24 protein-coding genes are annotated in these 19,880 nt (G+C 64.6%); 13 read left to right on the top strand and 11 right to left on the bottom strand.

Features of this window, described 5'->3' with window-relative positions; genetic code table 11:
- Positions 1-115: 115 nt before the first annotated feature.
- Positions 116-289 (top strand): hypothetical protein, encoded by a 174-nt coding sequence (locus tag QX126_RS09230; protein ID WP_315780564.1) that lies wholly within the window; start codon positions 116-118, stop codon positions 287-289.
- Positions 290-608: 319 nt separating this feature from the next.
- Positions 609-1,382, top strand: a complete 774-nt coding sequence (locus QX126_RS09225; protein WP_315780562.1) for an ImmA/IrrE family metallo-endopeptidase — start codon at positions 609-611, stop codon at positions 1,380-1,382.
- A gap of 205 nt (positions 1,383-1,587) precedes the next feature.
- Here QX126_RS09225 and QX126_RS33545 read toward each other — a convergent pair whose 3' ends face one another.
- Complete coding sequence (locus QX126_RS33545) at positions 1,588-1,827, bottom strand: dual specificity protein phosphatase family protein (RefSeq protein WP_409999090.1); 240 nt, start codon at positions 1,825-1,827, stop codon at positions 1,588-1,590.
- Between the two features lie 164 nt (positions 1,828-1,991).
- On the opposite strand from QX126_RS33545, the gene QX126_RS09215 reads away from it, so the two are divergent.
- Positions 1,992-2,567, top strand: a complete 576-nt coding sequence (locus tag QX126_RS09215) for a hypothetical protein (protein WP_315780558.1) — start codon at positions 1,992-1,994, stop codon at positions 2,565-2,567.
- A 944-nt stretch (positions 2,568-3,511) separates the two neighbouring features.
- Here QX126_RS09215 and QX126_RS09210 read toward each other — a convergent pair.
- Together QX126_RS09210 and QX126_RS09205 are read right to left on the bottom strand one after the other, a co-directional pair.
- Entirely contained in the window at positions 3,512-5,053 is a 1,542-nt protein-coding gene (locus QX126_RS09210; RefSeq protein ID WP_315780556.1) for a hypothetical protein, read from the bottom strand.
- Between the two features lie 416 nt (positions 5,054-5,469).
- The gene (locus QX126_RS09205) at positions 5,470-6,222 is read right to left on the bottom strand and encodes a glucose 1-dehydrogenase (protein ID WP_315780554.1); all 753 of its coding nucleotides are present in this window, start codon (positions 6,220-6,222) and stop codon (positions 5,470-5,472) included.
- Between the two features lie 90 nt (positions 6,223-6,312).
- Between QX126_RS09205 and QX126_RS09200 the strand changes: the two genes are divergently transcribed.
- Complete coding sequence (locus tag QX126_RS09200; protein ID WP_315737741.1) at positions 6,313-6,624, top strand: helix-turn-helix domain-containing protein; 312 nt, start codon at positions 6,313-6,315, stop codon at positions 6,622-6,624.
- Between the two features lie 196 nt (positions 6,625-6,820).
- On the opposite strand, the gene QX126_RS09195 is transcribed toward QX126_RS09200, so the two are convergent.
- Positions 6,821-7,054 (bottom strand): DUF2171 domain-containing protein, encoded by a 234-nt coding sequence (locus QX126_RS09195; protein ID WP_315780552.1) that lies wholly within the window; start codon positions 7,052-7,054, stop codon positions 6,821-6,823.
- Between the two features lie 900 nt (positions 7,055-7,954).
- Complete coding sequence (locus QX126_RS09190) at positions 7,955-10,024, bottom strand: methyl-accepting chemotaxis protein (RefSeq protein ID WP_315780550.1); 2,070 nt, start codon at positions 10,022-10,024, stop codon at positions 7,955-7,957.
- 128 nt (positions 10,025-10,152) lie between these two features.
- Here QX126_RS09190 and QX126_RS09185 point away from each other — a divergent pair, with 128 nt between their 5' ends.
- From QX126_RS09185 to QX126_RS09160, 6 genes are all read left to right on the top strand, one after another.
- Complete coding sequence (locus QX126_RS09185) at positions 10,153-10,968, top strand: transglycosylase SLT domain-containing protein (RefSeq protein ID WP_409999085.1); 816 nt, start codon at positions 10,153-10,155, stop codon at positions 10,966-10,968.
- A 147-nt stretch (positions 10,969-11,115) separates the two neighbouring features.
- Positions 11,116-11,400, top strand: a complete 285-nt coding sequence (locus QX126_RS09180) for a DUF2312 domain-containing protein (RefSeq protein WP_315780548.1) — start codon at positions 11,116-11,118, stop codon at positions 11,398-11,400.
- Between the two features lie 133 nt (positions 11,401-11,533).
- Positions 11,534-11,884, top strand: a complete 351-nt coding sequence (locus QX126_RS09175; RefSeq protein ID WP_315741159.1) for a zinc ribbon domain-containing protein YjdM — start codon at positions 11,534-11,536, stop codon at positions 11,882-11,884.
- Between the two features lie 63 nt (positions 11,885-11,947).
- Positions 11,948-12,139, top strand: coding sequence for a hypothetical protein (locus tag QX126_RS09170; protein ID WP_315712266.1), 192 nt, complete (start codon positions 11,948-11,950; stop codon positions 12,137-12,139).
- 467 nt (positions 12,140-12,606) lie between these two features.
- Positions 12,607-12,822, top strand: coding sequence for a hypothetical protein (locus QX126_RS09165; protein ID WP_315741157.1), 216 nt, complete (start codon positions 12,607-12,609; stop codon positions 12,820-12,822).
- Positions 12,823-13,050: 228 nt separating this feature from the next.
- Positions 13,051-13,281, top strand: coding sequence for a zinc ribbon domain-containing protein (locus tag QX126_RS09160; protein ID WP_315755665.1), 231 nt, complete (start codon positions 13,051-13,053; stop codon positions 13,279-13,281).
- A 27-nt stretch (positions 13,282-13,308) separates the two neighbouring features.
- Here the strand turns inward: QX126_RS09160 and QX126_RS09155 are convergent, their stop codons facing one another.
- From QX126_RS09155 to QX126_RS09130, 6 genes are all read right to left on the bottom strand, one after another.
- Entirely contained in the window at positions 13,309-13,743 is a 435-nt protein-coding gene (locus tag QX126_RS09155) for a Rieske (2Fe-2S) protein (protein WP_315712272.1), read from the bottom strand.
- A gap of 116 nt (positions 13,744-13,859) precedes the next feature.
- Positions 13,860-14,582, bottom strand: a complete 723-nt coding sequence (locus QX126_RS09150) for a DUF3750 domain-containing protein (protein WP_315780546.1) — start codon at positions 14,580-14,582, stop codon at positions 13,860-13,862.
- Between the two features lie 132 nt (positions 14,583-14,714).
- The gene (locus QX126_RS09145; RefSeq protein ID WP_409999084.1) at positions 14,715-15,554 is read right to left on the bottom strand and encodes an SH3 domain-containing protein; all 840 of its coding nucleotides are present in this window, start codon (positions 15,552-15,554) and stop codon (positions 14,715-14,717) included.
- A gap of 116 nt (positions 15,555-15,670) precedes the next feature.
- Positions 15,671-16,504, bottom strand: coding sequence for a DUF2066 domain-containing protein (locus tag QX126_RS09140; protein ID WP_315780542.1), 834 nt, complete (start codon positions 16,502-16,504; stop codon positions 15,671-15,673).
- A 25-nt stretch (positions 16,505-16,529) separates the two neighbouring features.
- Positions 16,530-16,826 carry a copper-binding protein gene (locus QX126_RS09135; protein ID WP_315741151.1) on the bottom strand — a complete coding sequence of 99 codons (297 nt, stop codon included), beginning with the start codon at positions 16,824-16,826 and terminating at the stop codon, positions 16,530-16,532.
- Positions 16,827-17,722: 896 nt separating this feature from the next.
- On the bottom strand, positions 17,723-18,574 hold the full coding sequence (locus QX126_RS09130) for a 3-hydroxybutyryl-CoA dehydrogenase (protein WP_315741150.1): 852 nt from the start codon (positions 18,572-18,574) through the stop codon (positions 17,723-17,725).
- A 418-nt stretch (positions 18,575-18,992) separates the two neighbouring features.
- On the opposite strand from QX126_RS09130, the gene QX126_RS09125 reads away from it, so the two are divergent.
- From QX126_RS09125 to QX126_RS09115, 3 genes are all read left to right on the top strand, one after another.
- Complete coding sequence (locus QX126_RS09125) at positions 18,993-19,286, top strand: DUF2231 domain-containing protein (RefSeq protein ID WP_409999083.1); 294 nt, start codon at positions 18,993-18,995, stop codon at positions 19,284-19,286.
- Positions 19,259-19,456, top strand: a complete 198-nt coding sequence (locus tag QX126_RS09120; protein ID WP_315755672.1) for a hypothetical protein — start codon at positions 19,259-19,261, stop codon at positions 19,454-19,456. The genes QX126_RS09125 and QX126_RS09120 overlap by 28 nt, the downstream gene beginning before the upstream one ends.
- 129 nt (positions 19,457-19,585) lie before the next feature.
- The gene (locus QX126_RS09115) at positions 19,586-19,786 is read left to right on the top strand and encodes a hypothetical protein (RefSeq protein WP_315780541.1); all 201 of its coding nucleotides are present in this window, start codon (positions 19,586-19,588) and stop codon (positions 19,784-19,786) included.
- The last annotated feature ends 94 nt before the right edge of the window (positions 19,787-19,880 follow it).

Genomic DNA, 19,880 nt, shown 5'->3' with positions numbered 1-19,880 from the left:
GCAAGCAATGGCGAGCGTTACGTCCTTCCCATAACCCGCGGAGATCCAGCCAAGGTACTGGCGGCGACAAATCATTTGTCGGACGGAGCCTTGGTCTTTCGACAGGAGAGCCAATATGGCTACCAATCCTCCCAAGGGTGACGGCCACCGCAACGGTGCCGTTCGCGATCGTTCGCAGGTCTACAATCCCAAGACCGAAAACTGGACCAAACGCGATTCTGACACTGGTCGCTTCATTGACCAGAAGGCTGACGACAAGCCGTTCAAGGGGGTTCGGAAAGAGAAGTGAAACATCTCGCGGGCGACTCGATAAAGCAGCACCATCGGATGGGTTTGGCGAAAGGCTAAGCCCATCCCAGTATCCGGGAATGACTATCTAATCCAGCGAGCATAGGCACTATCATTTCGGTCACTCACGTCCGCTCATATGACGATACGATGCGGTCGCTCTGGCCAAACGACGTATGCGCGGCGGGGAAGTATTCGACGAAGATCTTTCGGTCGATGTACAACTACCTAACTAACCGCGCCTGCATGACGCCGACGCACAGCCTATTCCGTACGAGAACCACCTAGCACAAAGGATTCGACGACAGCAAGGAGTTCTAATGGACGACGAGAACGACGATCGCAAGGTCACACGTCGCTCTAATGACGAGTGTCGGCGAATAGCTGAACGGACGAAGCACTATTACGGCATCGGAAGAACGTGGCCAGTAAATGTTGGCCGCATTCTTCGTTCTGGAAAAATATTGACTCTCCGTGGCGAGAGGCCGCTTGTGTACCGGGTCGTCCCTGATCATGTTCTGGGATCAAAGGATGCAAGAACGGAACTGATCAAAGGCTCTGTAATAATAACCGCAAAACAGTCAGTCGACTCTACCATTATATGGGGTGATCGGCGGACGCGGATGACCATGTCGCATGAGCTTGGTCATGGGGTGATGCATGCCGAAGAAGGCACGGTTGACCATCGCGCGACCGGCGCCACCGGCACAACCACCATTTCCAAGATGAACGCTTCGGAATCGGCCGAACACCAGGCAAAGATCTTCGCTTCAGCATTTCTGATCGACGATCAGCGCGCGGCAGAACTCGCCAATCCAACGGAGATCGCTCTAGAGTTTCTAGTCAGCATCTCAGCTGCAGAAATCTGTTTCGAGCGCCTTCAAGCAAAGCGCGAACGAGAAGCTGCATCTGCAAGGATTATGGAAGGAAGTAAAGCGTTTCAGACTTTGGTGAACAAATCGAAAGAGAGGAACCACTATTTGCAAGCCTTGTGCCCTTCTTGCAGGCGTCAAACGCTACTTCCTCTGGCAACAAAAGTCGGATGCAATGGAGAAGGCTGCGGATACATCGGCGACCACCCAGAAGACAACTAACACGCAATACGATCACGGCGCATCACGGCCGCATTACGCTTGACTTCGACTACCCGTCCTCACGCCCTGAAAACCCAACCGATGAAGGGGCTACGGTGACGCAGTCTTTTTAGGCTGAACGTCGCGGCGCTCGTCGGGAATGCCCTCCACGCAGCCCTTCAGGAATTACGCCGAATAGTCGTCGGAGTTACGGTGACGCTGCACTTTACTCGATCTGTTTGCGCTCGAACGCCCTCACCCACTCCCGCTGATCTTCCGTATCCGGCACGCGCACGCCGCGTGCGGCGGCGATCCGGTCGAAGGCCTCAGCTCCATGAATGCCCAGCCGAATCATTACACACGCTGCGATGACGGCCGAGCGGCCGATACCGGCCCGGCAATGGATCAGGACCGTCTCGCCCTCCGTCAGCCGCGCCGCGAGGCCCTCAGCAAGCGTAGGGCGGATTAGCGGAGCGTAATCCGCCGCTTGACCAGATCGGCGCGTTACGCTTCGCTAACGCGCCCTACGCACCGCGTCCTGGGCTCCACCTCCCTACCCCCCATGCACCTCCACATCTTCTCCGATCTCCACGCCGACATGGCCGACATCAAGATGTCTGCGAGGGGGCGGTGAACGGCTTTGCGCGCCTGCGCGAGATCGTGCCGGAGGACGTGCCGATCGTCATGGTGATGGGTAACCATGAATATTATCACCGCATCTACTCCGAGGAGCTCAAGCTGGCGCGGGCCGAGGCGGCGCGGTTCGGGGTGCATCTCTTGGAGAACGAAGCGGTCGTGATTTCGGGCGTGCGTTTTGCGGGTGCCACGCTGTGGACCGACTATGCGATCTTCGGCGCGGGCTCCGAGGTCCACACCATGGCCGTCTGCCGCGACCGGATGAACGACCATCGCCGCATCACCTGGCGCAAAGAGCCCTGGCTGCGCTTCCGGCCGCAGGAGGCGCTCGGCCTGCACCGACTTCCATGTTCGTGTTTGGCGAGACCGAGGCACTTGAACCCTGCCCGAACATCATACCGCGCCCCCTGTACGATCCCGGGATTTCACGGAGGACCGGAACGATCGCCGTCAAACGGAAGTTTGCTACGAACCCAACAACGAAGGAGGTTCGTTCATGAAGATGGCAATCGTTTTGACGGCGGCTCTGTTCGCCGCTTCGCCGGTGTTCTCCGCAGAGACCGGCGCTAGCTCGCACGGCGCGTCAAAGAATGCTCCCGGTCAACAGATGCAGCATAGCAAAAAGTCGACGGCGCCCGGCGCTTCAGAGTACGCGCCCGGTCACCAGAGCAACACCGCCGCCGGCCCGGGGCATTCGGAGAGCGCTCCCGGCCAGCGCATGACGACCACCGGCTCCAGCACGCATAGGAAGTAATGGGCGCGCGAACGGGATACGATCCCGCTTCCTGGCGCGCCTCTCGCGTGAAGACACAGAAAAGCCGTAAGCCTCTCAGTTCATCTTCCATGACATCCGAGGAGTCACATGCGCAAAGCGATCTTCATCTTGGCAACATCGATTTCAACCGCGCTGGTCATGCCTGCCAGCGCGTTGCCCCGCGCTCCCCTTCAGGTCGATCGCGGCGCATCTGATCTCATCGAGGTGAGAGGCGGTCATGGCCATGGTCATGGTCATGGCTGGGGCCGCGGAGGCGGTCACCGGGCCTTCGGCTGGAGTCGCGGCCGAAAGGTGGGTTGGCGCGGCCATCATTGTCCGCCGGGCCACTGGAAGAAGGGATGGTGCTGATCGGCCGACCACGCCACGCGCGCGGATGAGCGGATCGCGCCCTGCTGCCTCGCGACGCCGCGTCGCATCGTACCCACCGCGGCCCGAACGGGTGACATTGCTGGCACGCCGACGGCGGCGCTTTGCGCATCCCATCGACTCGCGCTGAGCGATATAGCGCCCTCCCCCCTTGTGGGAGAGGGCATCTCCGTCCACGGACTCGGTTGGGTGAGGGGTATCTCTCCGCAAACGATGCGCGTGGAGGCATACCCCTCACCCGACCGAGCTTGCCGACCTTCCTGACACGCCCTCTCCCACAAGGGGAGAGGGCGCATTCATGGGCGCTGCGTGTTTTCTTCCACGCACCGCGATGATCAGCGCGTAGCCCGGATGAGCGAAGCGACATGGCTACTTAGCGGAAGCACACCGACGTATCGCCCGGCACGAACGAATTGCCCGGCATCGGCTGCAGCGGGGTCAGCTTGGGGTTGGCATTCGTCAGCCGCTTCGAGTACGCACCCAGTGCGGCGTTCATGGTGTTGAGCCGGTCCTGGGCGTCGGTGCGCTGCAGCGGCAGGGTGATGATGCCGGACGCATAGACCTCGGCGCGGGACCATTGCTGGCCCTGCACGATGCGGCCGACGAGGCGCGACTTCAAATCGGCGGCGCTGTCGCCGGCGGCGCTCTTAGCCCCGACGACGTTCGGCGGCAGCAGGCTGGGGTTGACGATCCAGCCGCGCGGCTTGGCGACGTTGTTGCCGAACAGGATCAGCTCGTCGAGCGTGTTGTTCAGCGCCACATAGTCGCGCAGCGGCAGGCTGGCGTCACCCGTGCCGGTCTCCTGGACATGGCTCGCCAGATGCGGGCCGGTGGCGCAATAGGTGCCGAACGCGAGCTTCACGCTGCCGGAGCTCATGGCCATGTAGCTGCCGACGTCCGAGCCGCCCGGCGGCGACGGCGCGTCGTCGCCGCAGAAGGTGCCGTGCGAGGAGGCATCCTGCAAGGAGTGCAGATAGAGCCCGATCCGGGCGATCTGCACCGGCACCGGCGGCTTCCTGGGGTCGTCGAACAGCACGCCGGTGGTCCGGCTCTTGTCGTCCAGCCAGGACTTGAGCTGGGTGTAGTCGACGACGCCGTTGCTGTTGTCGAGCACCTTCGGTCCCGAGGTGATGTTGATGGCCGGTCCGATCGCGTAGTTCTCCAGCAGCGGCACGTTGCCGCTGATCGGCACGTTCGCCAGGCATTGCGGGCCGCTGAAGTTCGAGGAGCCGTTCGGCGTCGTGAATCCGGCGGTGCACAGCAGACCCGGGGCCTCGTCGCCCTTCATGGCCCATTGCCGGAGATCGTACAGCGTGCCCTGATAGACGCTGTCGATGGTCACGGGATAGCCGGGCGGCGGATAGTGGAACGGATACACCGCCTGCACACCGCTGGCGCCGTGCACGTCGGTGCCCTGCCCGTTCGGCGAGAAGTTCAGGAGATAATGATAGAGCGGCCCGTCGGTGGTGTTGTTGGTGCGCTGGAAGCCGTTGAACTTGGCGGTGATGTAGCTGGCGCCCGAATTGGTCGATGTCGCCTGCCCGCCGCACTGGTCGATCGGCGCATATTGCGCGTAGTCGGAGTTCTCGTTGTACGCGGCGATCCAATAGGCCACGTCGGCGCGATAGCCGAGCGCCTGGGCGATGAAATAGGTCGAATCGGCGTGGACCATGCTGCGGCCGGGCGGAATGACGGCGAACTGCACCGCCTCGAGCAGGCAGCCGCGGTTGAGCGCTTCCGCCGGATTGCGGCACGCGCTGGCCGGCGCGAGACAATTCCTCAGCCCGCCCTTCACGCGCGGGACGCAGATGTCCTCCAGGAACGCGTGCGCGGTGCGCGGCGCGGTCAGCCCCCAGCCGAGAACCGCCAATCCCACGACGACGGAGAGGGTCGAAAGTGCAATGCCAATGCGCATGGAAACTCCTTGGTCATCCGAAATGCAGCAGGCGGGAAAGTGAATAGATGGCAAAACGCCATCGTCCGGCCGGCCGGAGGTTGAAACGCTGATCTTGTCCGCGATGCGCGCATCACGGATTCGGCAGGCCAGATTTGATCCGATATCAAATAGATAATCAATCTATAGTTGTTGTCGCCATTCGTCTTCGACCGCACTGGCGGAGGCAATGACGGCCCATTCGCCAGAGCCGGTTTCCGGCGCGTAGGGTGGGCAAAGGCGCGCGCCCCGCACGACGTTGTTAGGCCCAATATCTCACGCGCCGTGCCCACCGCCCACACCCACCGGCGCCGATGGCGGGCACGCGCCGCCTTGCGGCGGCGCTTTGCCCACCCTACGGTTCGCCGGCCGTTGTTACGAGCGGAGCGGCGTGACGCTCAGCGCAGACCGCCGGTGACGTGCAGCGTCTCGCCGGTGACGTAGGACGCGTCGTCAGACGCAAAGAACGCGACCGCCGCGGCGATCTCCTCGGCCTTGCCGACACGGGCCAGCGGCGTGGTCGTTTCGATCCAGTTGCGCATGTCGCCCTCGTGCAGGCCGGCGGCGACGACGCCCTCGGTCACGATCATGCCGGGATTGATGGTGTTGACGCGGATCTTGCGCGGCGCGAGCTCCTTCGACAGCACCGACGAGATGGCGTCGACGGCGGCCTTGGTCGCGGTGTAGACGGCGGTGTTCGGCGGCGTCAGGGTCGACACGCCGGAGGAGATGTTGACGATGCTGCCGCCGGCCGGATTGAAATGCCGCGCGGCCTCCTGCGACACCAGGAGCAGGCCGAGCACGTTGACGTCGAACTGGCGGTGGAAGTGCTCCGGCGTGATGCCGTCGAGCGGCGCGAACGCGTAGACGCCGGCATTGTTGACGAGGATGTCGATCGGGCCCAGCGCCTTGACGGTTTCGGCGACGACGGTCTTGACGTCACCGGGATTGGCGAGATTGCCGTGCACGGCCACCGCCTTGCGGCCCTTGCCGGTGATCGCGGCCACGACGCGGTCGGCGCCCTCGCGGCTGGAACTGTAGTTGACGGCGACCGCAGCGCCCTCCGCGGCAAGTCTGGCGGCGATCTCCGCGCCGATCCCCTTGGATGCGCCGGTCACCAGCGCCACCTTGCCTTCGAATCTCCTGCTCATCCTGCTCTCCTTGCGCCGCGGCGCTCTGTTCAATAGTTCAGAACTAATGAACTATTGAACGGGCGCAAGGCCGTCGCTATATGTTTTTTCATGGCGCCATTGTTTCATCCGTCGCGGGAGGACATCACGTTGGCCGGCGTGCTCTCGGCGCTCGCCGACCCGATGCGGCTGCGCATCGTCAAGAGCCTGATGCAGCAGAACGACTGCATGTCCTGCTCGGCGGCGGCGCCCTGCCCCGACATGGCCAAATCGACGCTCTCGAACCATTTCCGGATCCTGCGCGAGGCCGGCCTGATCCAGACCACGAAAAAGGGCGTCGAACACCGCAACGTCGTGCGCGAGGCCGACCTCAACGCAAGGTTCCCGAAATTGTTGAAGACGATCGTCGGCTACGCGGAGTAGGCGTAGAAACGTAGGGTGGGCAAAGGCGCGCCCCTCACGTTGATATGGGACATGATGTATTCCGCGCCGTGCCACCGGCCGCACCCGCCCGCCCTGATGGTGGGCACGCGCCGCCCGACGGCGCCGCTTTGCCCACCCTACGGTTGTCACTCATCGTCATTGCGAGCGCAGCGACGCAGACAGAAGTGGACGCGTCCTACTTCTCCTCCTCCATCGTCACCGCGACGGCGCCGATGGCCGACAGCCGCACCTTGTCGCCTTCGACGTCGGCGACGAGGCCCTTGTCGATGAAGTGATGATGCCCCTTGTGGCTGCCCTCGCCGCTGTCCTTCTTCGTCAGCTTGATGCGATTGCCTTCGACGTGGTCGACGGTGCCGACATGCACGCCGTCGGCGCCGATGACTTCCATGTGTTCCTTGATGTCCTGCATGATGAAGGGCTCCGTGTCCGATGTGGAAGCATTTTCAACCTGTGGCTCGGGGAAGTGTTCCGGAACGTACCTCCACGCAGACGCTGTCGTAGGGTAGGAAAGCGACGCCGCGAGGCGGCGCGTGCCCACCATCGGTGCCGGCGGATGCGGACGGTGGGCACGGCGCGCGAAACATGCTGTCGGACAATGTCCAGCCGGGCGCCTTTGCCCACCCGACCGCCTCATCTGCCGTCATCGCGAGCGCAATGACGCCGGGAGAGGCCCGTGCGCGTCACCAGCCAATTCGTGTTTGGTCTCAAGCTGATTTGGCCTGTCCAGTCCTTCGGTGAAAAATAAATTACTTTCGCTTTTTCAAAAATCATGATTGTCTACGCCCATCCCGGCCCGCCGAGAGGGGCGCATCGCGATCGTCACGAGACGTGGGCCGGAGATGCGGTGGCTGTGAGTGTGCCGCAACGGGCTTGATGCCCGCCGACGAACGGCACGCTTGCGGACGTGAAGACGCGTGGTCCTGGCGCCCCGATGCTGGCGCCAAGTCCGAGGGGCTGATGATCCCGAGGGCGACGGTGGCTAAAAAGCCGGACACCGAGGAGATCGCGACATAAGCGTGAAAACCATCGCGCGGGGAATGCCGGGATGCCTCGGCTGAACCTGTGGTGACTGCCGCCTGCTTATCTTCTGCAGGCGGGCCATGGGTGCGGCCAGCGCCCGGCATTCCCCGCGCCCTCTCTGCTTCGGAGGGCAAACCAAGAGCAAGACTCGGGCGCAATCTGCGTCGCGGGATCGTCAGCGCATATCGTGCGCCGAACTTATCCGCTCACGGGGCTGTTTGACAACGTTTCAGCGCATGTCCTGACGACGACGCAAGGCAGCGTCGCCGCCACGATGCAGGCACCGGCTTCAAGCCTTGCGCACGGTCCCGAGGAAGCCCTCGACCGCCACGCGGAAACGATCGGCATCCGTCGACATGCGGCGGACGGAGTCGACCATCGCCGCGCCCGCATTGCCGGTCTGGCGGTTGAGGGCTGCGACCGAGCCGATCGTGTCGGTCACGGCGCGGGTGCCCTGCGCGGCGTGCTGGAAGTTGCGCGAGATCTCGGTGGTGGCGGCGCGCTGCTCTTCGACCGCCGCGGCGATCGCCGTCATCTTCTCGTCGATGCTGGAGATGTTGTGGCTGATGGCGTGGATCGCCTCGACCGACTCGCCGGTGGCGGCCTGGATCTCGGCGATCTGCCGGGTGATGTCGTCGGTCGCGGTCGCCGTCTGCGCCGCGAGATTCTTAACCTCGCCGGCGACGACAGCGAAGCCGCGGCCGGCATCGCCGGCGCGCGCGGCCTCGATGGTCGCGTTGAGCGCCAGCAGGTTGGTCTGCGCGGCGATCGCGGTGATCATCTTGACCACCTCGCCGATGCGGTTGGCGGCGCGGTCGAGCATCTCGACGGTGGCGTTGGTCTGCGCCGCCTTCTCCACCGCCTGGCGCGCATCGGCCGCCGAGGCCTGCACCTGCGCCGCGATCTCGGAGACCGACGCGGTCAGCTCCTCGGTGGCGGCGGCGATGGTCTCGAGATTGGTGGTCGCGGTCTCCGCGGCGCTGGCGACCGCGGCCGTTTGCTCGGTGGACTCATCGACCAGCTTGCGGACGTCGCCGGCGCTGGAATCGAGCTGGCCGGTCGAGTTGCCCATGCTGACGATGACCGCCTGCACGGTGTCGTCGAAGCTCTTGCAGGCGCTGTCGATCGCCTGCGAGCGCTCCAGCCGGCGGCCCTGGTCGAGCTCGCGCTCGCGCGACAGCTGCTCGGCAGTGGCGGCGCTCTCGCGCAGGCCCTCGAGGGCGGCAGCCATGGCGCCGAACTCGTCGGCATGAGCGAACTGCGGCACCGGCGTCTGGTAGTCGCGCTGGCCGATGCGCTGGATCGCCTGCATCAGGACGCCGACCGGGCGCATCAGGCGGACGCGCACCGCGCGCAGCGCCAGGCCGGCCACCACGAGCGCGGCGATGAAGGCGAGCGACTGTACGATCAGGCTGCTCAGCGCCGCGGTCTTGATCTCCTCGGCGCGGGCGATCGAGCCGTCGAGCGCGGTCATGCCGATCGCGATGATGCCGGCGAACGGGCCCTGGCAGAACGCGTTCCATTCCGGCGCCGGCATCGCCGGCTTGCCGCTGCCGTCAAACCCCTTGGCGAGCTGGTCCATGCGCTGATGCGCGGCCTCGACCTCGGCGCGCGAGGTCTTCACGGCCCCGGCGAGCGCGGTGCTGCCGCCCCCCGCCAGGAGGTCGTCGAGCCCGGACCAGCCGGCCGCGACGGTGCCGCGCCACTGCGCGATCCCACCCTTCTGGGTGTCGTCGAGCGGCTTGGAGGCGTTGATGTTGGGACGCAGCGCCGAGCATTGCAGGCCGTAGCGGTCGCGGACCTGCCAGGCCAGCCGCCGCGCCTGCACCATCTTGGCGATCGCCGGATCGGTCATCCAGGCGCGGTTCGAGACGGCGAGCGAGGCGGCGTTGGCGACGTCCAGCGTCTTGGTCATTGCCTGGTACCAGGCCTGCGTGCGCGCCAGCACGCGTTCGGCGCGCGGCTTCGCGGCTTCATCGAACAGCAGCTTGAACTGCGGAACCGTGGCGTCCCAGCTCGATTTCAACCTTGCCATGAGGTCGTCGCGCTCGGGCATGTCGACGCCGACGAGCGCGGCGACGATGCCGTCATAGCCCTTGGCCTCGATGCCCTGATATTCGGTGAGCTTGGCGCGCGGATCGTCCTCGCTCAGCAGCACGCTCTGGATGTCGCCGCGGTGGGCGCGCATGACGAGGACGTTCTGGAAGATCGCCTTGTCGGCCGCGGTCAGTTGCTCGGTCGCGACGCTCTCGCGATAGCGGCCCGCGGCACCGCTCATCAGGATCGCCGTGGACACCAGGATGCCCGCCGCCAGCACCGACAGCAGCACCATCAGCAGGGTACTCACCGACTTCTTCATCACGCACCGCCCCACACCGGAAAGTGGCAGGATGACGCCATTGCACAAATTCTTCCTTAACCATGGACCGGCACACCGGCGACCGAGGTAATCAGTTGCCGAATCCCCCTGCTCCACGACAACAAAAAATGCGCAAGCCGCAACGCGGCAGCCGTTGGCGCGCGCTGCGGCGCGATGCGAAGCGAATCGCAGGGCGTGGTGCGCAGTGGCTGGGCCGGACGGTGGGCGCGGCGCCGCGGTGGATCAAGATCACCTGCGGCGCCTTGGTGCTGCTCGTGACCTTCGCGCTGGTCAATCTGGCCTATCATGTCGTGCGCAAGCCGACCGAGCTGTTCGTGGTGACGGGTCATTCGCTCGACAAGGAGCCGGAGGAGACTTGGCGTCAATATGGCGCGCTGTTCCGTGAGAGCGCGACGCGATCGATCACGCCGGAGCTGCTCGCCGCCTTGGCGCAGACCGAGAGCTCGGGTAATCCGGTGGCGCGCACTTATTGGCGCTGGCGGTTCGCGTGGAATCCGTTCGCGCTCTATCAGCCGGCTTCCAGCGCCGTCGGCCTGTTCCAGATGACCGACGGCGCCTTTGCGGACGCCGCACGGTTCTGCATTCGGGATCACGAGGTGGTCAGCGACGGCTGCGGCTCGCCGAGCCTGTACGTTCGCGCCTGGCCGGCGCACGCGGTGGCGCTCACGGTGATCTCGCTCGACCGCCAAGTCGCCGCCGCGCTCGCACGGCAGCCTGGCGCCAAGCCGAGCGCGCAGCAGCGGCAGGATCTCGCGGCCGTCATTCATCTGTGCGGCGCCGGGCCGGCGGCCGGATTCGTGCGCCGCGGCTTCAAGCCGGCGGATGGCGAGCGCTGCGGCGACCATTCGGTCGCCGGCTATCTCGGCCGCGTCAATGCGATGAAGAAGCAGTTTCAGAAGCTCTCGGCAGCGGAGCGAAGTTAGCGCATGGCGCCCGCTCGGCAACATCGGCAGCCCGCCCGGTCCCGCGTTAAGCACGTCGGATTTGCGGGTGTGTGCAAGGCGCGCGCGTTAAGACATTGGCAACGAACTGCCGCGCATTTTCTCCATCCCATTAGTACAGGAGTCACCATGTCAGAGATCGGCATTCCCGGCGCGCGCATCCGGTCCTTCATCGAGCGGATCGAGCACCTCGATGGCGAATTGGCGGAACTGAACGAGCAGAAGAAAGAAGTGTTCGCCGAGGCCAAGGGCGAAGGCTTCGACGTCAAGATCCTGAAGGAGATCATCAAGCTCAGGAAGCAGGACCAGGACGAGCGGGACGAGCACGAGACGCTGCTCGATACCTACCTCCGGGCGATGGAAGCGGCCGAGACCGCGCCGGCCAGCAAAACCCCCGAGCGAAAGGCGGCGTGACACGCTGCCGACCGACGATGGCGGCGCGCTGCCGATCTGTGCCGCGCGCTGCCCTCCCCCGGGGATTTTTCTTGCCCGGTTCCGTCCGAGCCTCTAACGCTGCGCTACACTCCTGCCCGCGCCCGAGGATGAGATGACCGACGCAATGACCTGCCCGCAATGCCGCTCCGAGCACGCCTATCAGGACGGCGCGCTATGGGTCTGTCCGGAATGCGGCCATGAATGGAGCGGCGACGCCGCGGTTGCGGCAGCGTCCAGCGACGATGCCAGCATCCGCGACGCCAACGGCAACGTTCTGGCCGACGGTGACAGCGTCATCGTCATCAAGGACCTGAAAGTGAAGGGATCGTCCTCGGTGGTGAAGGGCGGCACCAAGGTCCGCAACATCCGCCTGCAAGAAGCGAGCGACGGCCACAACATCGCTTGCAAGATCGACGGCATCGGCCAGATGAACCTGAAGTCGGAGTTCGTGCGCAAGGCGTAGGACCGAGTGCTCCCGGAACATTCGCGACGCTATGACGTTCGGATCAACAACGGGAGGATGGCCATGCTGACGGACGACCAGATCGCGACGCTTTCGGATATCGGCCAGGCGATCGCCTTCTCGCCCGACCGGCAGGACGAGCTCGATGGACTGATCCGCGAAGGCTATGTCGCCAAGGACGGCGACATCTACGAGCTGACGGCGAAGGGGCAGAAGATCCTGACCGATCGAGGTGCCGGATTGAACGAGGCCTGACGCCACGGACGACCGAAGGGCCCTGGCATCTGCATCAAGGCGTTGATATCAGCCCGCCAAATGAGACGGGCTTCCGACTGATTCTCGTGTCCTGGGCATCGGATATTGGTCGCGCAAGTCTACGTGTTCGGCCCCGGCGTTCACCAAGGGACCCGGCCGTCCAATAGCCGCGAGCGCCGCAGGACTGCGCAGGCGGTGCCTGTTGTTTGGCGCGGCAGACCCGGGTCAGCCTCGACCATCAGGCCGAAGGCACCGCATACAAGCAAATCCCGAATTCATCGGCCAGCCCGCGCGGGTCCGTTGCCGAATGCTGCGTGATCCAAGCAGTGAATCCATCACGCTTCTGTAGCCGTGAAGTGACACCCGTAGCAATCCGTTCTGTAGGAGCACGGCCCAGATTCATAACTTGGCATGAACTCTGCTTTCTCGATCCTGACCGGGTCCCACTCTATGGAGGCAGAATCAACGTGCTCGTCACTCTCGTCGCAATGCTATGCAACGGCCAGCTCTGCATGGAGAAGGTCGTCACCAACAGCGAGATGTCCGGCATCACGATGACATCCTGCGCCGTCAGCGCGCAGATCGGAATCGCAGACTGGATGTCCAAGGGTCCCTATCACGAGTGGCGTCTGCAGAGTTACAAGTGTGTCGCCGGTAAGTACGTGCCGAAGACCAACGCCTGATCCGCTTTGCCCGTCCGGCTGGCGCCCGGGTATCCGGGACCGGCCGGCCGGGCGCAGGACCTCTGCGCTGCTGTCGAATGTTCGACCCCAGCCGCGTCGCATTCGGGACACGCGCAGCAAAGAGAATGCTGCCGTTCGCGTGCCAACGAGCCCGGAATCGGCGATTCGACCCGCAATGACGCTGGCCCGCTTCGTGCAATGCCCCTCGCGACAATGGGGGATGACGTCATGCCGTTCTACAGCTTCCATTGCGCAGCTTGCGCAGAGGATTTCGAGTTGCTGATCGGGATTTCTGAAAGGCCGGTCTGTCCGACCTGTGGCAGTCGCAAGCTGACCCGCCTGCCCTCGCTGCCGGCGCCGCCAGCGCGCAGCCCCGGCCTGATCAAGGCCGCGCGCAGCCAGGCAGCGCGCGAGGGGCATTTCAGCAACTACAGCCGCGCCGAACGGAAGAAACGCTAACCCGGCAGCGGCGGCCGGCCCTCAGCCTCAGTCCGATGTGATCTGCACCTCGGGCACGTCATCCTCGGGATCGTCGATGTCGAGGCCGTCCTCCTCATCCAGATCGATCCCGGAGAGGCAGATGTCACCGTCATCGATCACGAGCTCGACCGGAGACAGCGTCCGGCCCTGGCAGGGCCCGATGAAGCATTGTCCGGTATCGAGGTCGAACTGCGCGCCATGCTCGCCACAGACGAGGAAATTGCCTTCCTCGTCCATGAACTCGCCAGGATGCTTGTCGAGGCGAGCGCCCTGATGTGGGCAGGCATTCTCGAAGCCGTAGAAATTGTTGCCCTTGCGCGTGACCAGGATCGGCCAGGGCTTGGCGCTGCCATCGGGCTCGCGGCGCTGGAGAACGAAGCCCCGCGCCGCGCCATCGTCCACCTCATAGGTCGCGCAGATCGCAAACAGCGTGCTCATCATCCGCCTCTTTTCGCCTCGCCCGGCGTTTGGCGCATCCGCGACATCGCAGGCGCGCTGAAGAGGCTCGCAGCAAGCAGCATGCCAGCCAGGAGTGCCCGACAGGCAGATCGCGGGCCTCAGGCCGGTGGCATGCCGAGGCGGCCGATGCCGGGAAATTTCAGCGCCCGCCGTCGCAGATCGACGCCGAGAACTCCCCCGAAGATGTTCAGCTCGACGCCCTCGATCCACCCGACGGTGAGGCCGAGATAGCCGCCGAGCGATACGAACAGACCGGTCCTGGAGGCCGTGCGCCCCCACCAGCCGTCAAAGGGGAAGTCCTTGCCGATTGCGGTCGGCGGCAGCACGGCGTTGAGCTCAGGAAGCGCGTTCAACGCCGCCTGCACGAAGGTGTTCGAATTGGGCCCCGGCCAGGCGTTGTAGTCGCCATAGGCTCGGAAGCGGTAGTTCTCGATCACGCTGCGGATCCTCGGGATCACCCGCTCGGCTTCTTCGCCGTCGACGGCCAGCACGGTCTCCGGCGATGCACCGAACCAGCGACCATCGGGCGCGAAGCCATCGACACGGATCGGCTCACCCCAGGCGGTGTAGTCGTAGCGGGTGTAGCGCGGGCCGCCCTTCTCCTTGACGACGATCCAGGTGTGGACCGCGAAGATGCCACGCCAACGCACCGTGCGCGCAGCGAACACGCGCACCACCGCGTCGGCATGCTGCGCCGGCGATGGCAGCAGGCCCGCGCTCGAACGGTCCGCGGTCTGCCAGCTGCCGCGGCGATCGCCGCGCAGATAGTTCGCGGCCGACAGCGTGATGGGCATGATGATGAGCAGCAGGAAGGTGAGCACAGGCCTTATCGCGATAGGCGAGGACAATGGAGGCACTGAGGAATGACATCCATGTAGTCATCGCGCCCGCCGTCGCCAGCGCCGGCCGGCACGCCACCTTCACAATCCGGACACCACGCCAGCGCTGAAGACTCAGTGCCGGCGGAAACCACCGCCCGGACCGGAACGCCCGCCGCCGCCGCGAGGGCCGCTGACGCCGACACGCGCAGCACCCATGGCGGTGCCACCCCCGATATGCGCCAAGCCGATTTGCGGCGAAGTCCCGACCATGCGCATGCCGCCCATCTGCGCGCGGGCGCTCTGCGGCGCACCGCCGCTCCGGCTCATCAGAGGCTGCAACATGGGTGGTGTTCCAGCTCGAGCGGGAGCACCAGCCACGACTGGAGGTGCGGCGGGGCCGGCGGCAGTCGCAGGCGGCACACGACCTTGCATGCCCAAAGGCGGTCCGGATTGTTGGCCTGTGCCGGCGACCGCGCCCGCTCCGGCGCCAGGCTGGATCGTTCCGCCGGGACCACGACCCGGCATCCCCGGGGTCATGCCAGGCTGAGGCGGATTTTGCGCCATGACCGGCGGATGGCGATGCCAGTAGCGGTTCCAGAACGCGTGCCTATGATACCAGGGCCGTCCGAAATAGAAGCTGCTCCAATAGGTGGTCAGCGTGAAGCCGACAGTCGGCACGTACTCGACATATTCGGGCAGGTAGACGTACTGCTCACGGTACAGATAGGCGAGTGTCCGCGCCGCGACCCAGCCGCGTTCGCCTCCGAAGCTGACATCGCACCACGCGCCGCCTTGAATGCAGCCATGGATGGTGATCCGGGCCCCGGCCGGAATGCGCTCGACGATGGGAAAACCCGGGCCAGGTCCTGCGCGCATGGCGGCCGCGGTGCGCACCAGGCCCGGCGCAGCCACCGCCAGCGAGGCGGGCGTGGCAATCAACAGCGCAGCAACGAGACACGTTCTGAGTTTCACCACGGACACCCTCCTGTCTGTTTGCCGGAGCGAGCTCGGGCGCGAGACTCTCGCGACCCGCATGCGCGGCTCCGGCATGCACTCGACAGGGATGGTTGCAGACTATCGCGGCAACCTCACGGCGCTCCGTTGTCGGAGAGAAGCTGCGCGGCTCCACCGAGAGCGCGGCGAAATGCTTCGTCGAACGTCACGCCACGGAATTGCCACCGATATTGCTTGCCCGCGCGATCGAGGCGCCATCGCGTGACCCAGCCCAGTTCGGCGTCGTCCCAGGTGAGATCACCGAAGAGCATGACCTCAGCTCCGGGAAACCATGACGCGACGGCCACGGGCTGGACATCGTTCAGCTTGGTCTTCTCAATAGCGGCCTTCGAGATCTCGGCGGCGCTTGGCAGAGCGATCTCGAGTCCACGCTTGACGGCAGCCGCGCGCAATGCGTCGCGCTGCAGATCGGACGTCCGGTCGTCGGATGCAACGAGGAACGTGCGGCCGCCTGCCGTCATCGCCACGATCACAGCAATCGACGGGCGAGGCCCCGGCCACGGCTTGACGTTCAAGCTCGCCAGCAACTGATCGATCCGCACGCGATCGAATGACACAGTCAGGTCATACGGCCGGTCGCGCGTGCCCTGCTCGTCGTGCTTCGGCTTGCCCGACATCTGATCGTGATAGTCGAAACCGGCGACGAACTCCGCCGCCCGCGCCTCGAGTGGCGCGAGCCTTGCGTCGTTCCTAAGCTGAAATGCACCGGATACCTTGATCAGCACGTCCTCCAGACATGCTGCAAAGGCTGCCCGGCGATTGTCCTCGCCCTGACCGGTCACGACCGTCTGCGCCTGGTACAGGTCGGTCGAGGCCGCATTCGCAACAGTGCAGGCCCCGACCGTCATCATCACCCAGAGCCCGAGACGCCAAGCGCCCAGCCCGCGGAGAACACCGTACTGCTGCATCGCGCCCTCGATCCGGCTATGTCGGCTATTTCTGCCGATCGAGCTTGATGATCGTCGGTGTGGCGGCGTCGGACGTCGAGAACGTCACCCGATCGCCGGCGTGGATGTTCTCGATCATGGCGCTGTCCTTGATCTTGAACTCCTGGTCCGCTCCCGCCGTGTTGGCGCCGACGGTCCCGTTGGGAACGCGCTTGATCGCGATTGTGCCGTTGAGACGGTTGATCCCCGTGACCATGCCCGCCGTGCCCTGCTCCGCTGCGAGAGCGGGCAGAGTCCCCGCAAACAGGGCGACCGTCGCCAGAGTAATGCCAACTGCTCTCATCGCTGTTCTCCTGCCTTGCTTTTCGCGCCAAACAAAACACCACGAAATCTTTGGTTCCCGAAACCTTCAGCTTCGTCGCTAACGACCTTGGGCCGTTTGACGCACCGCAATCAATGTCGCTGCGCCGTGCAGCTTTTTTGGTGCCCCCAAGCACTACGCCTACATACAAGATCCCGATCGTCTCCGCCCTGCGGACGACGCGCGCTCGACCGGGCGCAATCGCGAACCTTCTTCGACCGACACGGCTCGGCCCCCCTCATGTAGTGATTTGCGCGGATTTGTCATCAGACCAGCGCGTGATCAAAGTTTTCCTGCAGGCGCGTATCGACGCCCTGTAACGCCGAATTCATCAATGCGTCAGGATGCACCTTGACAGCGCAGACAGCCGGGAGGACGACCACCCCGTCGTCCATTTCCGGTGGCCGCTCACCACGGTGCCGGTGATGTCCGAACGACAACAACCCATCTGATTGCAGGGAGGTTCTATGACTCCACCTCCGTACCAGATCCGCTGAGTGCGACGGGACTCGCTTCGGACCATCGCATAGCGGCAAATCACGAACGGCACGCCGGGTCGCGGCTTAGTGGGCTGCATCAGCGAGGCATGGCCCCTTGCCCGCCCGGCGCTGTGCCGTCCATCTGGATCACTTCAGCGCGAGCCTGGTAGCTATCATTCGGGAGCGGCGGCTCGAGACCCAACGCTCGGGCTGATACTGCGCAACGCGAACATTGGAGCGTGTGATCAGCCGATCGCGTGCAGCGATCAGGTGACCAATGCCAGCCGAGATATCGGCTCGCGTCATCGCCGCATTCCCAATGTCCCCGAAACGAAATCCATCATCGGCTGATGCGCGGCGGGCGCAGGCGTCACCCGCCGCCGAAGCAATCTGCCGCAGCTACTTGCTGTAGTCGTAGAAGCCCTTGCCGGTCTTGCGGCCAAGCTGGCCTGCAGCCACCATTTCCTTCAGCAACGGCGCCGGACGATACTTCGGATCGTTGAAGCCGTTGTAGAACACCTCCATCACCGACAGCATCGTGTCGAGACCGATCAGATCCGCCAGCGCCAGCGGACCGATGGGGTGATTGCAGCCGAGCTTCATGCCCTCATCGATGTCGGCGGCGGTCGCGATGCCTTCCGAATATGCGAAGATCGCCTCGTTGATCATCGGGCACAGGATGCGGTTCACGGCAAAGCCCGGGCTGTTCTTCGCGGTGATCGCAACCTTGCCGATCCGCTTGGCGAATTCGGCGGCGGCCGCATGGGTCGCATCCGAGGTCTGCAGGCCGCGGATCAGTTCGAGCAGCGCCATCATCGGCACCGGATTGAAGAAGTGCATGCCGATGAAGCGGTCGGGCCGATCGGTGGCGGTGGCGAGCTTGGTGATCGAGATGGAAGAGGTGTTGGTCGCGATCAGCGCCTCGGGCTTCAGGCCGGCACAGAGGTCCTTGAGGATCTTGAGCTTCAGCTCCTCGTTCTCCGTCGCCGCCTCGATGACCAGGTCACAGCTCGCCAGCTTTGCCTTGTCGGCAGTGCCGGTGATGAGCGACAACGCCCTGTCCTTGTCGGCGGCCGTCATCTTCTCCTTCTTGACCAGGCGGTCGAGGCTGGAGCCTACGGTCGCGAGCCCGCGCGCCACCGCCTGCTCCGAGATGTCGACCATGACGACCGGAACGCCCGCGGCGGCGCAAACCTGCGCGATGCCGTTGCCCATGGTGCCTGCTCCGATGATGCCGACCGTCTGAATCATTGCCGCTTCCTCTCAGTCTCGTATCCGCGGGGACCGCCCCGTCCTGCGCCGTTGCTTAACAGGCTATCGCCCGGCCGGGTAGACCCAACCACGACGAGCCAGACCGGGCCGGTTGCCCCACGGCTCGCCGGCGTCTGGAAGCGGACGCGTCACCCGAGGTTCGTCCGCATGCGCAGGAACGGATGCAACTTGCTCTGGTTGGACTCGTGCTCGGCGAGATGAGCCGCGCCGGGCGCGGCAGCGGACCGCTGAACAGGAGCCACTGACCGATACGCAGGCACGGGTGACCGGGCGGTCGACCCGCCGTCGCGTGTCACGCGTGAGCGCCACGCCAAATCCGTCGTCATCATCGGAACGCCCGGTCAGGCCGACGGTTCTCCACGCAGCAACAGGCCGTGCCCAATCGAGGAGACCCCCCGTGGCGACCGCCGAAACCACCCGACCTTCCCTGCAGCCGACGGCGCAGATCGCACGGCGTCCGATCCACCCGATGCTGGTGCCACTCCCTATCGTCTGCTTCATCGGAGCACTCGTCACCGACATCGCCTATTGGCGGACCGCCGAAATCATGTGGGCGGATATTTCCGCCTGGCTGCTGCTGGCCGGACCGATCATGGGCGTGTTGGCCGGCATTGCCGGCCTCATCGACTTCCTCGAATTGGACGCGGAGAAACGGAGGACGACATGGGACTGGCTCAATACGCCATCGTAGCAGTGGACGATCATTGGAGCGTGCTGCACGACGGCAACGCGCACGGCGACTATGCCACCAAGGAAGCAGCGTTCGAATCGGCGGCATCAGCCGCGACGCTTGCCATCAAGCAGGGTCATGAGGTGCATCTCAGCGTTCCGGGTAACGATCCCGATCGATCAAATAACTAATCAGCACGGCATCCTTGTTGTTGGTTCCAAAATGACCTCCAGGGATAGTGAATTGCACGGTAACGTGTGTTAGCGACGTCACAGGCTCGGCGCCGCACACTTCTGTTCACAAGGAGCAGGAGTTTCGCCATGAAGGTCAACCGGAACCGGCGCAAGCAGTCGTTCGGCCAGCGGCTGCAGCAGGCTGCAACCGCTGCCCGCGAGGCGGCAGCGCGTCTTCCCGTGGGCCCCGAACGCGACATCATGCTGAAGAAGGCGATGCAGGCCGAGACGGCGGCGCATATCAACGAGCTGTTGAGTGCGCCCGTGCTGCACGCCGCGGGGCGTTAGGACACTCGCCTCGTCATCTGTCGCGATTGCGAGAGGAACCCGAACGCCGGCACGACGCTTTGCTCTCGAGTTCTTGTCTCGGCGAGAGGACGAT

This window comes from Bradyrhizobium sp. SZCCHNPS1003 (genome assembly GCF_032381555.1).
Lineage (GTDB): Bacteria > Pseudomonadota > Alphaproteobacteria > Rhizobiales > Xanthobacteraceae > Bradyrhizobium.
The sequence above is the reverse complement of the archived record's forward strand: the minus strand, read 5'-3'. Positions and strand labels throughout refer to the sequence as shown.